This window comes from Streptomyces sp. NPDC104309 (assembly GCF_055584025.1).
In genome coordinates this window covers 26,367-40,467 of record NZ_JBVJMV010000034.1, presented here as the reverse complement: position 1 = coordinate 40,467, position 14,101 = coordinate 26,367, and the positions used below count along the sequence as shown (strand labels likewise).

Genomic DNA, 14,101 nt, shown 5'->3' with positions numbered 1-14,101 from the left:
CCTCAGAGGGCGGTGTAGGCGTCGCGCCAGGTCAGGCGCATGCGGGCGGAGTTCGTGCTGTCGAAGCCGGTCCAGCGCATCTCGGACTGGCCGGGCGGCAGGGAGAACAGGTCGATGCGGGAGGCCGGGGACAGCGGGGTGGAGGCGTTGCCGCCGTTCTCCCGGGTGACGGTGCGGCGGCCGGGACGGGTGTCGATCTGCACCCATTGGCTGCTCGACGTCAGATTCAGGGTGGGCAGGGACAGCTGTCGGCCGGACGCGACGTGCGTGATGGTGACCGTGGCGACCGGGCCGGTGATCCGGATGATCGGCCACGCGTTCCCGGTCCCCTGGTTGGTGACCCAGCCGGGCCGATCCGCGGCCGTCGTCCCAGACTGCACAAAGATCGGCGCCTTCACCGGTGCCGCGAAGCCGCCGCCGGTCAGCCACCCGAGGGGAATCTCCGTGGTCGTCTGCACGTCGGCATAGAAAGTTGGGTCGGTTGCGATGAACTCAAGGTCCAACGGGACGTAGCCGTGGATGACCTGCTTGTACTCCGGGTCGGCCTTCCGCAGACGGCCGTTCAGGCGCTTCACCGGGCGACCGGGACGCTTCATGCGCAGCGGCATCGTCACCCCACCAGCAAGGCGCACCGCCGGATCGTCGGCGTTGGCCTGCAGGGCGGCGACCACGTCGTGGCAGGCAGCCGGGTCCCCGGGGATCCGGACCGCGGCATCGAACTGGACCTGCCGGGCCGCGTAGTAGTCAGGCCCGGCAAATACCCCGTCCGCGCTGGGCTGGTCGGCGTCGTTGTCCCGGATCGGCGCCCGGCCCAGGCCGGTCGTCTCAATGACCTGGACCGGTGTTCCGGCGCCCATCAGGACGCCACCGAGTTCGTACTGCCAGTCCTCAAGCGGCGGCACGGGCGTTCACCCCTCCCCTACGGGCCCGACGCACGCTGCGCCCGACCTGCGATCCGATGTCCGACGCGGACGCCCCGGTGCGAACCGCGGTGACGGTGACGTGGGTATCGCCGCCCTCGCGGACGATGACGACCGGGCGGGTCGCGGACATGTCGGTCAGCCCGACCCCGAACCGGGAGGCGACGTCCTTGAGGACGTTCGTGGCGGCGCGCCGCTTGTTCGCCCCGAGCGGGATGTACGCCTCCCCGCCGGTGGACGGCTCCGCGAACGTCACGGCGCCGGCGCGGGTGGCGTAGATGCCCTCCCGGATCCCGCCGTTCGCGTAGCTGAGCCCCTTGTTCGCGCGTGCCAGGTCGGCGAGGAACTGGGTGGCCCGCGACCCAAGCGACGACTTGATCTGGGCGTTGGCCTTGTTGGCGATGGTGATGATCTCGTCCTCGCCGATCCCTGTCGTGTCCGCGACGGCGTGCAGTCCGGTCTTGCTGGTCTTCACCGCGGCGATGATCTGCACGAGCTGCGCAAGCTCGTCGCTGGACAGGGTCTTGGCCGATGTCTTCGCCGCGGTGTTCGCGGAGGCCGCCTTGCCCTTGTTCTTCACAGCCTCGGCGGCAAGCTTTTGCGCCGCTTCGTCGCCTTGCCCGGCCAGCTGGGTTGCGAGGTCGCCGTACCCCATGGAGGCGAGCTTGGCGAGGTCCGTCTGGAAGGTGGTGGACGTCTTGTTGGAGGCGTTGAGCTGCTTGGTGTAGTCGGCGAGGGACGCCTTGGCGAGCGGCCCGAGTCGCCGCAGGTTCGCGACGATGTCGTTGAACTGCTTCTTCGACGCCTTCGCGAGCGCGGCGACCATCGCGGCGCCCTCTTCGCCGAGGTCACGGAGCTGGGCAATGACATCCGCCCCGCCCCGTGAGGCGATCTTTTCCAGGTTCTTCTCGTACGACGCGTTCGCCGACACCGCCGACTTAAGAGTCTTCTGCCAGTCGGAGAGGCTGAACTGCTTCTTGTACCGGGCTTCTGCCTTGCGGGCTGCGTCTGTGGCAGTGGCGACCGCGCGGCGGGCCTTCGACACGCGAGTCTCAGCGGCTACAAGCTGGGCGTGCGTGTGCCTGCCCCTGCGGACCTGCTTGAGTCGTGCCTCGGCGGCCTTGAGGTTGTCGACGGCGTTCTTCTGGGCGCGGACCTTCTTGAGGTAGGCGTCCTTATCTATCGGCTGGTGAGAGTCGGAGTAGGCGGACTGCACGTACGACGTGTCGCGACGCATGCCGGTCGGGGTGTAAGAGAAGCCGCCGGAGTCGAACGCGACGACCGCACCGTCCGCGTGCCACTGCACGGACTTCGGGTCGCCTCCGAGCCGGCGGATCGTCTCCTCCGTGATGGCGCGGGACCGGCCGCGCTTGGACGCGGCGAGCGGGATGTACGCCTCCCCGCCGGTCTCTTCCTCGGCCCAGACGCGCCAGGCGCCGGCGGGGGCGATCTGTGCGGTGTGGTTCTCGCGGATGCCTCGGCGGTTCGTGCCGCCGTTGGCGTAGAAGGAGAGGACACTGCCGCGGGCCTGCGGGGCCTGGACCATGTCAGGGACGCCGTTGGCGTCTTTGTCGTAGCCGGTCTTCTTGTAGTTGAGGTAGATGCTGACGGACTTGCCGCGGATGTTGTCGATGGCGGCCTGGATGATCGCGGCGTTGCGGGTGGCGTCCCCGGTCGGGACGGTGATCGTGACGGTCTTGCCCTTGGTGCCCTTGATCTTGAACCCGAGGGCTTCGAGGTTCTGGCGGGCTTCCTGGGTCGGCGCCTTGATGGAGAGCGTCTTGCCCTTGGTGGCGCGGACCTTGTCCTGGATGGTCTGGAGGTCGGCCTTGGCCTTCGCGGACGGGGCCTTGATGTCGAGGGTCTTGCCGTTGGTCTGACCGAGCTTCGCAATGAGCAGGTCGAGCTCTGTGCGGGCGGCCTGCGTCGGGGCGGTAATTTTGTACTCGCGGGTGCCGGGGATCAGCTCGATCTGGTACCCGATGTCCTCAAGTTCCTTCTTGGCCTCAGCGCCCAAAGCGTCGACCTTGATGGTCTTCTTGTCCGGGAACTGCTCAAACGTCGCCTTCACCGCAAGTAGATCGGCCAGCGTCGAATCCACTCCCTGCGCCGACAGCAGGATTGACACCTGACCGGGAATCAGGCCCATCGAGTCCGCGACCTTTTCCATCTCCTTCCTGTTGAGCCCGTAGTCCTTCCTGGTCGCGATCAGCGCATCACGCGACTTCTGGATCTCGTCACGCGCGGCCTTCAACGATTCCGGCAGGGTCTTGCCCTGCGACTGCGCAAAGTCGTATGCCTTGATCGCAGCACCGCCTGCCGCGTCCGCAAGGTCGGTGAACTGGTCGGAAAGCCTCTGCCCGTTCTTCGTAGTGGTGTCGAGCGTGCCGTTCGACTTGATGAGCTGCTTGCCCCAGCCCTCCGACTTGTCGATCCCAGCCGTAATCGAGTCGTTCACAGCGGTGATCGCCTTGTTCAGTCGGGTCTCCGCCGCCTGGAACGACACGCTGCCGCCCGACAGCAGATCCAGCGCATCCCGCAGCGCCCGGGTTCGGGAGTCAGCGTCTCCGGTCTTTGCGGCGAGGGCTCCGACCGCGTCTTTGAGGCGACCGTAGGCGGTGACGCCCCGTCCGGTTTCAGCGTTGTCCAGTTCTTTCGCGTTCTTGGCGGCGGTCTTCGCGTCTCCGGACATGCCCCGCAGGGCCTTCGCGGCAAGCACGTACTCGGAGGCACGCTTCAATGCGCCACTGCCGCCTCGATCTATCTCCTTCTTGGCGAGGGAGTCCATCTCGGTGGCAAGGTTCTTGATGCTGCCGCGCTGCCCAAGGTAGGCGTCGGTGACGGTCTCAAGGGTGTGGCCCTTCTTCTCGAGGACCTTCATCAGAGACGTGTTGACGCCCAAGTTTTCCTGCGTCAGCTTCGTGTCTGCGAGCGTCTGCGCCGCCTGTGCCCGGACATTGGACGTGATCGCCCCATTGGACTCCCGGAGTGCCGTCGTCAGCCCGTCGACGGATGCCTTGTGCCGGGACGCGGCCTCGGCGGCATCCTGCTGCATCCCCATGTACGTGCCGAGGACCATGGTCGCGCCCATGATGGCCAACCCCCATGGTCCGCCGAGCGCCCCGGTTAGGCCGCTCATTGCCCGCTGCAACCCGGTACCGGCCGCTGCGGTCACCCCTCGCAGCGTGCCGACGAAACCGGCCCCCTGCGCGGACGCCGACCGGAACGCGGAACCCATCTGCCCGATCAACGGCACCCGGGCTTGAAGGACGGCCATCGCGGCCCCGTACCGGGTGAGGGACTGGCCAGCGGATGCGGCAAGAGACCGCTGAACGGTCATCTGCTGGCCCAGGCTGCGAAACGCCCCGACTGTACGTCCGCTGACGGTAGTAGCGAGCTGCGCCATCATCGGCTGGACCCGACGGAACAGCAGCATCGCGAACACGGCTGTCTGGACGGGGCCGGGAAGGGCCCCGAACATGGAGACCAGGCCGCCGACCATGTGCCCGATCGGGCCGAGGACTCCGGACAGGACGGATACGGCCTTGGCGGCGGCGTCCAGGGCGAAGACGACGATGTCGAGCGTGCTGGCCACACCGTTCCCGGAGCCCGCCACGTCTCCCAACGCGGACACCACCGGCTCGGCCCCGGCAGCCAGGTTCTTCAGGACATCGACGACCATCTGTCCGGCAGACAGCAGTACGTGGAGGGCAGATGCGACGGCGTTACCGCCGAGCTCCTTGAAGGGGGCGATCATGCCCTTGGCGGCGTCGCCGATGGCGCCGAACTGCCGACGGGCGGCTGCTGCCACATCCGGGCCGAGCAGTGTCGCCGCGCTGTTGACGTAGTCGAAGAACGCGGTAATGCGAGGGGTGGCCTTGGAGATCCCTGACGTGATCCCGCGGATCAAGAACTCCAGCCCCGGCGCCATTCCGGTGTACAGGGCAAGACCGGCCTGCTCGCTCTTGGCCTTGAGCTGGACCATTGCACCGGCAAGGCCCTTGCCCTTCGCGGCAGCGATGTCGGATGCGGCGCCGGTCCGGTTCACCGCCTGCATCAGCGCGTCGAAAGAATCGGTTCCTTGGTGGGCCAATGCGATAGCGCCGGACATCGCCGGCTTGCCCATGCTCTTCTTGACGGCGGCGGCGAAGTCCTGCTGCGACATGCTGTGCTGGGCCTTGGACAGGCCGTCGATGACGTGGCGCAGCCCGAGGAATCGTCCCTGCGCGTCCCACGCCTCGATGCCCATGTCGGCGAGGCCCTGTTTCATTTGCTTCGTGGGGGCGGCAAGGTTCGCGAGCATGCCGCGCAGGGTTGTACCGGCGGTCTGCCCGAGGATGCCTGCCTTGCCGAGCATGCCGACCGCGCTAGCGGCTTCCTCCATGTTCACGCCGAGGCCGTGAGCGACGGGCCCGGCGTACTTCATGGCGTAGTAGATGTCGATGATGTTGCCGGACGCGCTGTTCGAGGTGGCGGCGAGAATGTCGGCGGCTCTCCCGGCCTGGTCGGCGCCCATCCCGAATTGGTCCATCATGTCGCCGAGGTACCGCGCAGAGTCCGCAGCTTTGACGTTGGCGGCGGATGCCAGTGTCAGGGACGCGCGGGTGGAGTTGATCGCCTGGTCGGTGCGGAAACCGGCCTTCGCGAGCTCCACCATGGACTCGGCGGCGTCAGCGGCCGTCACTGCGGGAAGAGTCAAGTCCCCGCCGAGCTGGTTGGCGGTCGCCGCAGCCCGCTGCATCTGCATCCGAGTCGCGCTGGTTACGGCCCCGAACGTGTTCATCGACTGCTGGTATTCGTTGCCGTGCTTGATGAGGCCCCCGACGCCCATGACGAGCGCCCCGCCGGACAGCAGTGCGGCCACGCCGGTCAGCTGGTGGCGGAGCCGCCCGGACTCGTTCGTCATCTGGCGCAGGCCCCGGGTTCCGCCGGCGCCGACGGTCCGCATGTGGGTGGAGGCCCGTTGCGCGGCCCGGGCGAGGCGGAGGAGGTCGCGGACGGCGGTGTCGATCTGCCCGGACATGCGGGCGAGCTGGCGTCCAGTGGTGCGGGAGTTGTCGCCGAGGCTGTTGACGTGCCGGTTCGCGGTGCGGGCGGCATCCCCGTACCGACCCAGGTGTCGGCCGGCGGTGCGGGCGTCGCTCCCGAGGCTGTTGAGGCGCCGGGTGGTGGTGCGGGCGGTCGTGCCGAGGGTGCGGATGTGTCGGGTGGCGGTCTGAGAGGCATGCCCGAGTTCCCGCACCTCCTTCTTCGCCGTGCGGGCGGCAGTCCCCAGGGTGCGGGCGTGCTTCGCCGCGGACTTGAGGGACTGGGCGAGGTCGTTGCCGTGGCCTCGCAGGTCCACTGACAGGTTCCAGTTCGCCATCCGGCCCGCCCTCCCCTCTCCGTGGTCTTCAGTCGTCGTCGGTGGTGCGTCGCCTGTGAGAGGCGAGGCTGCGCTGCGCTTCGATCGCGGCGGCGGTCGCGGCCGGGATCAGTGCGACCTTGATGCCGTTGTTGTCGGCGTCCTTGTCTCCTGCGAGCTCGGCCTGCTTGTCGGCGAGGACCTGGCAGCCGACGCACCGCTGGACGGTGACGGCGTAGGCGTCCTCTTCGCCGGGGCCGCCGTGGTCCCAGTCGTCGTAGCGGGTGTTGCACTGCGGGCACACGGTCCGCTGGTAGTCCAGGTAGGCGAGTGCTTTGGCCCGGTCGCGCGGGGTCCAGGTGCCGTCGCCGATTCCGCGGAACTGGCTGTGGGGGATGCCCCACCGGTCGCAGAGTTCGAGTTCGCCCCGGAGTCGCTCATCTGCGATCAGCCTTTTCCCAAGTCCATGCGGGTCGTCTGCTGCACGTTCCATGCCGCGTTGAAGAGTTCGGCCGCTTCGGCTTCGGACCAGGTGTCGAGGTACTCGCGGGCCGCTTCCACGGGCATGCCGTCCACGGACGCGGCGGAGATCAGCTCCGGTCCGAACGATTCGACGTCCAGGTCGTGGCCGTCCTCGGCCTGCTCCTCCGTCGCCGGGTGAGCCTCCTTCAGCGCCTCGAACTCCTTCCTCGGAAGGGCCTGGAACGTGAGGACGGTCGACGCCTCATCGAACGCGGCCTGCGCGACGTCGACGTCAGCCTGCGCCTTGGCGACGGCGTCCTTCACCGCCTGGTCGTCCGGCCGGTCAGCGGCCTCGCTCTCGATACGGCGCAGCGCGTACCGGGCGACCTCGAGCGCCTGGCGGGCGTCGAGGTCGTCGCAGATCGTCAGCGTGGCCGTGGGCCGGATCCGGTTGCGCAGGCGCTCCTGGGTGGCAGCCCAGTGGGCATCGGCAGCCACAGCAGCAGCGGGCGGAGTGGCATTCGCAGCAGCAGTCTTGGCGGCGGTAGACATGGGGTGGTCCTCCATCAGAGGGGAAGGGGACCCGGCCGGGCGCCGACAGGCGCCCCTTCCCGAACACGCGTCGGGCCCGACCGGGAGCAGTGGGGAGGTCGGGTCAGGTCGCCGGGATCGTCGCGTTGAGCAGCGGACGGTCCGTGATGGAGAACTTGACCATGAGCTTCGCGCCCTCGTTGTCCGCAGTCACCGCGGACGAGTTCGACGCGACACGCACGGGGTAGATGTCGAGCCCCTTGGAGCTGGCCGCCTTGCCCTTGCGGGCGATCAGGATGAACCCGGTGGTGCCCTTGGCCAGGTCGGTCTCGATGGTGTCGGTGACGTCGTCCTCCCAGAACGTCAGAGAGGAGTCAGCTGCGCTGTCGTCGCCAGGGATCTTCGACACAAACGTGGAGTCCATGTCGGGGGTCTCGATCTCCTGGTTCTCGATGGAGAACCCGTCGACTGCGGCGATCTGCTTCGTGTAGTCGGTCGCACCGGTGATTTCGACGAGCGTCGGCATGTAGCTCGTGGACGCGATCGTGTCGGCGAACAGAATCCTTGTTACGCCCTTGCGGCTGAACCTGGCCATGCTGGGGCCCCTTTGAATGCTCACGCGTGTGTGGGAGTCGGCCACCTATGGGTGGCGCGTCCGCGCTGGGGCCGCCGCGGTGCGGTAAATCGCCTGGCCAGGGGTCAGGCTGGGGTCAGGGCGAGCCTGAACCTCTGCACATAACTGATGATCCCATCCGTGGGGTCATTCGTTCCCCCCGGTTCGAGATCGAGCTCCCGGCCCATGACCTTCACGCCAGGGATTGTCAGGGGATGGAGCCACTGCCCCGACACCGGGTCGCGGCCGAGGATTGCTGCGCGCGCTTTGTCCGCGAGGAGCTCGGCCTGGTCGAGGGTGCCCATCGAGGACGGCCGGGACGGGTCAGGGCCCGACACGGACGTCACCTGGTAGACGACCACCAGGTCGTCCAGGGTGTCGACGAACGGCGGCCCATCGAGTCCGGTGTCGAGGGAGTAGAGCAGGTAGTAGGGCGGCTTGGACTGCGGCATCCGCCCCTGTCCGACAGGAAGCCCTGTGGCGGAGGTGAGGAGTGCGGCCACCGCGGCGGTGACGGAGCGTCTGGGAATCACCGGAGTACCTCCGCAACCGCGAGCCGCATCTCCGCCATCAGCGTCGCCCCGATGTAGTCGATGGCTGGGCCGACGTGCGGGAATGGCGGCTGGTGGTAGGTACGGCCAAGGCTGTCGGTCATGCCCATGAACCCGAACTCCAAGCGCCGACCTTGGGGCGCGTTCGTGCCGATGGTGCACAGCGCCCCGTGCGGCAGACGCTGGTTCGCGGTCTCCCAGGAATTCCGGTAGGCGCCGGTGATGACGTTCGGGCCGGGCCGTCCGGAGGCGTTACCCCGGATGCGGGCGCGGCCGAGCTCGCCGGTGTGCCGTACGGCGCGCTGGATCGCGGGCCCGACCCGGGTAACTGCCGCGTCGAGGCGGTCCGCGAGCTGTTCGGGCGTCATGAGGTCACCTCGGCCAGCATCTGGTCGAGGGGGGTGATGCGTACGACTTCGACGGTGCCGGCGCGTCCGGGGTCGGTGCAGATCCACGACCGGCCGAGGAGTCCGGTTCGGGCCGGGGCGTGGACTGCGACGACGGTGACGACTGCGTCCTTCGGGGGGATCGGGGCGGGCAGGGGGGTGAGGAGCCGGTACCGGGAGGTTGTCTCCTGCACCCAGGGGAGGTTGTGGTTCGGCGTGGCGACAATCTCCGCTTGGGCGGATGATCCCTGCACACCGCCGGGCCCCTCGTACAGCACCTCACCATCGGGGTACTCAAGCTGGCCGGTGTCCTCGTTGAGTACGGGTTCACCGACGGCGGGCAGGGTGATCCGCACGGTGTCGATAAGGAGGTTCTCCCCGATCCACGACACGACCCCTGCGAGCGCTGCATCGAGTCCGGCCATCAGGTCCTCCCCTGCGCCCAGTCGGACAGCTGGGCGAGCATGGCCCGGGTCAGGTCGTGCCGGTCGCTGCCGAGGTCGTCCCGTTGGAGGGCGGCCCGCTCAAGCGCTCCGGGGTCGATGTTCGTGAGGAACGCGGCCATCTGCTCTCTGGGGTCCTGGTCCTGGGCAACGGCGACGTGAGCGATGCCGTCAAGGACGGCGCCGCCAGTCGCGTTGGCGTAGAGGACGAGGAGCGGGGTCTGGCCCATGCGCTGCTCGAGGTTGAAGCCCTGCAGCCCGACACTGACGTCGGTATCGCCGATGCGGACCTCTGCACCGGCTGGGTCGGCGACGATCCGGACCGGGCGGGGGCGGTCGGCCATGCTCGGATGCATCATTTCCCGGCCCGCTCCCGCCTCAGAGACAAGAGCGCTTCAGTCTTCTCCCTCTCTTCTGCCGCTTCCTGCGGCCACAGCCAGCCGCCCTCCCCATGGTCCACGCTGCACGCCGGGTAGGGGCCCAGCGCGGACAGCACATGGAGATGCACATGCAGCTCGTCCCGAAGCGTCGGGAGCGCGGTCTGGGCTTGGAATGGGCGGCTGTAGTGGTGGGCGGAGTCGCGAGTCATGGTGACGATGGCTGGCCACCCCTCGTAGATGACCGTCTGCCCGACCTCAGGGACCGCGATGGTACGTGAGTAGGTGCGTAGCCCGAGCCGTTCAGCGACTCGCGGTCCTGCAGCGTAGGCCGCCCGCATCTGGTTGACCTCGTCTTCCTGCTCGGCAGGATGGAGGTCGTCCCAGTCGGGGATGGCGTCGCTGCGTCCGGCGTCGATGAGGCGCTGGCGACGCTGCTGATACCGCTGCTGGGCAGCAGTGAGGAAGTCTCCCTCGCCGGGCACAGCGGCTGTCTTCGTAGCTCGGGGCTCTTGTCGGGTAGTCATGCTGGGTCTCCTGAGATGAGGCCGGGGCGGTCGTTGAGGTCGGGGCGCGGGATCCAAGATCGGATACAGCCGTGGTGGGCGGCCGGGTACATGTCGGCGTCGTCGATGCTGCGGATGGTGCCGTCGGCGTGATCGGTGTCGCCGTGATTCGTGAACCCGCACTCCGGTCCGTCGACGCACTGCATCCACTGGGCGTCGAGTTCCCACCGGGCGGTGTTCACCGCACCCATGTTCGCGGCCACGACCCCCTGCCACAGCAGGGCGGAGCGGGCCCACGCTTCGACGGGGTGCCGGGACTGGTCGGCGTAGATGACCGTGGTGAGCGGGTGGTCGGCGGCGAGGCGGGGGCTGTCGATGCCTTCGTGCTGCCGTCCGGCGGCCACCTCGCGGGCGGCGTCCTGCGCGGCGCGGGCGAACGCTTGGGCGCGGCGTACGGTCTCCTGCACTCGGCGGATCAGGTCGACGTAGAACGTGGCGGTGAGGGGGGTGAGGGCGGCTTGGTGGTCGGTTGTCCACCGGAACATAGCGACGTCACGCTGGGCCCGTCGCAGGGCTTGCAGGGCGCCGTCCCGGTAGGCGGTCGGCAGGTCTGTGCCCGCCCACTTTTCTACGAGAGCGCGAACCTCACGGTCGAAGCGGGCGACCTGCTGGTTGTACTCGCGGACCGCCGCCCGGATGCGGGGTGTGGCGCCCATGCCTGGCCGGATCCGCTCCAGGGTGCGGAGCAGGGTGTCTTGTGCGGTGGTGAGTGTCTTCCACGTGCGGACGAGACGGGTCAGGAGGAGCGCGATCAGGCCGAGGAGTTCCTCGTGCTGGTCGGTCTGCTCCTGGGCGGGTGCGGGGGTGGTCATCGGCGGGGCCGTTCGACGAGCCGAATGATGCCGAGCCCGTCGCTGCCTGCGCCGTCGTCCGGGTCGTCGGGCGCCGGTGGCTGGCCGTCCTCGAGGAGCGCGATCTGCCGTTCGTACGCCTTGATGTTCTCCGTGTACGACACGGCGACCACGCTGCTGACGTTGACCGTGGATGGTTGGGCACGCAGTGCTGCGACTCGTTCGCGGAGGACTTCGAGGGCGACAGCGCGGGCGGTGCCGAGCCGGGTGTACCGCACCTCAAGGTCGGCGAGGTTGGTGGTCGTGCCGAGCTGTGAGGTGAGCCAGGCGCTTACTTGGGCGTCCATAGGTCGTCCTCCGGGTGTGGGTGGGAAGGGGGACGGGACGCGGGCCCGCTGGCGCCCCCACCGTGGGGGCCCGCATCCTGTTCGGCCGCCGGTGCCCTCAGCGGCGGCCGTCCGGCCCCGAGCCGGTCAACTGGCCGCGGGCTTGGCGGCGGCCGGCTTGCGGGCCGCCGTCTTCTTCGCGGCCTGCTTGGTGTCCGCGTCCTCGCCCGCAGGATCGGCGGTGGCGGCGGACTTGTTTGCCGCGGTGGGAAGGTTGCCGTCTTCCCACGCTGCGGGGTTCGTGACGAGGGCGGCGAGCCGCGTCTCGGGCTCGCTTCCCTCGTCCAGGCGCACGGTCTGGTGCGTGTCCGGGTCCGTGACGTACACGGTCGCTGCCAGCCGGGCGCCCATCAGAACACCTTGGCGGTGATGTGGATGTCCGGCACGTACAGCACCGGCATGGCGACGGCGGCACCCTTCGTCCACACCTGGACCGGGTCGTCGGTGGAGCCGTGGGTGACGACGATGCCAGGCGCCTCTTCCCGCAGGATGGCGGGGTTGCCGCCGGAGGAGAGGACGAGGGACTCGGCGGTGACGCCGTACTGGGTTTCGCCCCATGTCTGCGGGTTCGGCGGGAGCATCAGCCACCGGTCCTCGGGGATCGGGCGGACCATGGTGCCGTCGTCCTTGGGGATCTGCACGTCGTACACGGTGATCGGCGGCAGTCCGTAGCGGGCGCGGACGACGTCGACCTCGTTCGGTGCGAGCGTCGCCGTCGGCGTGGTCGACGGGGAGACACTGCCGTAGAACGCGGCCCGGTAGGCGTTGTTTGCAGCGAGGAGGGCGCGCGCCTTGTAGGAGGTGACGACGCGGGACGGGAGCGGCGCACCGGAGGCGCGGAGCGTCTCGATCCACGCCATCTCGTCCTTGAGTGCGTCTGCGGTCGGGTCGGTCCACGCCTTCGCGGCGGTCGGCATGTTCGCCGAGGGGACGCCGGCGTCGTACTCGACGGTCAGACCGTTCTCTCCGGTCAGGGTGAACTTCCCGTCGGTGAGGAGGTCTCCGACGGCGAGTTCGAGACGGGACTTGATGGACTGCGAGTGTGCGGCGACGTCCTGGTAGAGGAGTTCGACGAGCTCGGAGGAGTCGGCGCCGCGGCTGGTGTCGAGGAGGATCTGTTCCAGTTCGCCGACCAGGTACTTCTGGCCGAGCGGCGGAAGCATGCCCTCGGTGACAATGCGCTTCGCCTCGCGGGTCGCGACCTTGGTCTGTGCGTCCCACGCCCGGTAATTCGCCGCGTTCACGCGGCGGGACGTGGACTTGATCCGGAACTTCACCGAGTTGATCGTCTTCTCCGGCATGACGGAGAGGGTCAGTGCGTAGTCGGCGGGTGTCTGTACGGCCCGGACGAAAGCGTTGATCTCGGTGGCGTCGATGTCCCTGAGCAGGGTCTCAAGCATGACTCAGGCCCCTATCAGGCGAAGTGGATGAGGTCGGTGCGGCTGGCCGCGTCGGGCACGGTCAGTGCGACGGGCAGCTTCGCGGTGTCGACGTCGCCGTGGACGAGGAGCGCCCCGCCGACCTTGGTGGAGGCCGGGTTGAAGTGCGTGTCGGTGGCGAGGAGCCCGGTGAGGATCTGCGTGCCGTCCGTGGCGTCGGACTTGTACGGGGCGTACAGCCCCGAGGCGGTGACCTTGCCGAGGGGCAGGCCCGACTTGAACACGGCCTGCGGGGTCTTGGCCGTGGCGGGCAGGTAGTGGGTTCCCGACGTGAACTTCGAGACGTCGAGGGTGATCGTGGCGTTCATGCCCGAGCCGTGCAAGTTACGCAGCCACCGCCGGTCGGCGGTCACGGTCTCAGTGGTAGTCATCGGCTGGATGTCCACGCCGATCTCCTCCCGTGGAATGGGGATGGCACTGGGGTGCGGGCAACCAGTGGTGGTGCCGTCCACGGGGGTGGTGCGGAGAGGGCGTGGTCCCTCAGCTCTGGGTGGGTCAGGCGGCGTCTGGGCGCCTGAAGCCCATCTGTTCGGCGCGCTTACGGGCGCGCGCCTGGATGTCGTCCTTCGTCGGGGCCTGTCGGGGCGGCCCGCCGGCGGGTGCTCCGCCCGGGGCGGGCGGCAGCGCGGACGGGGTCTGCGGCGCGGCCGTGACCCCGAACAGTTCGGGTCGGCGCTCCTTTAGCTTCTGGGCCGCTTCCTGCACGGTCTGCTCGTCGGCGGTCTCGTCGACGCGGAGGAGGGCGGCCGCGTCCTCGAGGTCGTCGCCGGTGGCGCCGAGCCCGACGAGGACTGTGCGGCGGGTGGCGGCGCGCTCGCGGGCTTCGGCGGCCTTCTCGCGGGCATCGGCCTTCGCCTCCCGGTCCGCGAGCTCGCGCTCACGCTTCTGCTGCTCGGTCAGGGCGTCGTCCTGCGCCTTGCGGGCCGCCGCGATGAACTGCTTGGCGTCATCGACGTTGCTGAAGCCGTGCTCGGCGGCGAACTCCTCGAGCGCCGTCCGGGCCCCGGCACGCTGCCCCTGCGCCTTCTCCTTCGCGGCGAGCGCCTCGACCTCGGCCTGCGTGAACGTGCGCTGGGCGGGCGGGGAGGGCTTCGGCGGGTCAGCCTGGGGGGTACCGCCCTCGGGCGGGTCGCCGCCGTCGTTGTAAAACACGGCGAGACCGGACAGGCCGGTGTACGGGTGCGCCCACGCCGTGCTGGCGGCGGGGGTGCTGTAGTGCTGCGCGGGGCGACGCATGAGGGCAAGTCCTCCCAAGGACATTCCAGGCCCCGCGCCTTGATCCAAGGAAAGCA

General features: G+C 68.9%; 16 protein-coding genes. All 16 read right to left on the bottom strand.

Annotation, left to right across the window (positions count from 1 at the left end; genetic code table 11):
• Window positions 1-2 precede the first annotated feature (2 nt).
• Window positions 3-902, bottom strand: coding sequence for a phage tail family protein (locus ACZ68L_RS34400; protein ID WP_469585161.1), 900 nt, complete (start codon window positions 900-902; stop codon window positions 3-5).
• Complete coding sequence (locus ACZ68L_RS34395; protein WP_469585159.1) at window positions 889-6,285, bottom strand: phage tail tape measure protein; 5,397 nt, start codon at window positions 6,283-6,285, stop codon at window positions 889-891. The genes ACZ68L_RS34400 and ACZ68L_RS34395 overlap by 14 nt, the downstream gene beginning before the upstream one ends.
• Window positions 6,286-6,313: 28 nt before the next feature.
• On the bottom strand, window positions 6,314-6,757 hold the full coding sequence (locus ACZ68L_RS34390; protein WP_469585156.1) for a hypothetical protein: 444 nt from the start codon (window positions 6,755-6,757) through the stop codon (window positions 6,314-6,316).
• The gene (locus tag ACZ68L_RS34385) at window positions 6,712-7,278 is read right to left on the bottom strand and encodes a hypothetical protein (protein WP_469585154.1); all 567 of its coding nucleotides are present in this window, start codon (window positions 7,276-7,278) and stop codon (window positions 6,712-6,714) included. The genes ACZ68L_RS34390 and ACZ68L_RS34385 overlap by 46 nt, the downstream gene beginning before the upstream one ends.
• Window positions 7,279-7,381: 103 nt before the next feature.
• The gene (locus ACZ68L_RS34380) at window positions 7,382-7,852 is read right to left on the bottom strand and encodes a phage tail tube protein (RefSeq protein WP_469585153.1); all 471 of its coding nucleotides are present in this window, start codon (window positions 7,850-7,852) and stop codon (window positions 7,382-7,384) included.
• Window positions 7,853-7,956: 104 nt separating this feature from the next.
• Window positions 7,957-8,403, bottom strand: coding sequence for a hypothetical protein (locus tag ACZ68L_RS34375; protein ID WP_469585150.1), 447 nt, complete (start codon window positions 8,401-8,403; stop codon window positions 7,957-7,959).
• Window positions 8,400-8,789: an HK97 gp10 family phage protein gene (locus tag ACZ68L_RS34370; protein WP_469585148.1), complete on the bottom strand. Its 390-nt coding sequence runs from the start codon at window positions 8,787-8,789 to the stop codon at window positions 8,400-8,402. The genes ACZ68L_RS34375 and ACZ68L_RS34370 overlap by 4 nt, the downstream gene beginning before the upstream one ends.
• Window positions 8,786-9,232 carry a DUF6093 family protein gene (locus ACZ68L_RS34365; protein WP_469585145.1) on the bottom strand — a complete coding sequence of 149 codons (447 nt, stop codon included), beginning with the start codon at window positions 9,230-9,232 and terminating at the stop codon, window positions 8,786-8,788. Before ACZ68L_RS34365 ends, ACZ68L_RS34370 begins: the two co-directional genes overlap by 4 nt.
• Complete coding sequence (locus ACZ68L_RS34360) at window positions 9,232-9,594, bottom strand: hypothetical protein (RefSeq protein WP_469585143.1); 363 nt, start codon at window positions 9,592-9,594, stop codon at window positions 9,232-9,234. The genes ACZ68L_RS34365 and ACZ68L_RS34360 overlap by 1 nt, the downstream gene beginning before the upstream one ends.
• Window positions 9,595-9,605: 11 nt before the next feature.
• Window positions 9,606-10,154: a hypothetical protein gene (locus tag ACZ68L_RS34355; RefSeq protein WP_469585141.1), complete on the bottom strand. Its 549-nt coding sequence runs from the start codon at window positions 10,152-10,154 to the stop codon at window positions 9,606-9,608.
• Window positions 10,151-11,005 carry a hypothetical protein gene (locus tag ACZ68L_RS34350; protein ID WP_469585138.1) on the bottom strand — a complete coding sequence of 285 codons (855 nt, stop codon included), beginning with the start codon at window positions 11,003-11,005 and terminating at the stop codon, window positions 10,151-10,153. Before ACZ68L_RS34350 ends, ACZ68L_RS34355 begins: the two co-directional genes overlap by 4 nt.
• Window positions 11,002-11,331: a hypothetical protein gene (locus tag ACZ68L_RS34345; RefSeq protein ID WP_469585135.1), complete on the bottom strand. Its 330-nt coding sequence runs from the start codon at window positions 11,329-11,331 to the stop codon at window positions 11,002-11,004. The genes ACZ68L_RS34350 and ACZ68L_RS34345 overlap by 4 nt, the downstream gene beginning before the upstream one ends.
• A 126-nt stretch (window positions 11,332-11,457) precedes the next feature.
• Window positions 11,458-11,721, bottom strand: a complete 264-nt coding sequence (locus tag ACZ68L_RS34340) for a hypothetical protein (RefSeq protein WP_469585132.1) — start codon at window positions 11,719-11,721, stop codon at window positions 11,458-11,460.
• Window positions 11,721-12,770: a major capsid protein gene (locus ACZ68L_RS34335; protein WP_469585129.1), complete on the bottom strand. Its 1,050-nt coding sequence runs from the start codon at window positions 12,768-12,770 to the stop codon at window positions 11,721-11,723. The genes ACZ68L_RS34340 and ACZ68L_RS34335 overlap by 1 nt, the downstream gene beginning before the upstream one ends.
• Before the next feature lie 14 nt (window positions 12,771-12,784).
• Entirely contained in the window at window positions 12,785-13,180 is a 396-nt protein-coding gene (locus tag ACZ68L_RS34330) for a head decoration protein (protein WP_469585126.1), read from the bottom strand.
• Between the two features lie 124 nt (window positions 13,181-13,304).
• Window positions 13,305-14,045, bottom strand: coding sequence for a hypothetical protein (locus ACZ68L_RS34325; protein ID WP_469585123.1), 741 nt, complete (start codon window positions 14,043-14,045; stop codon window positions 13,305-13,307).
• Between the last annotated feature and the right edge of the window lie 56 nt (window positions 14,046-14,101).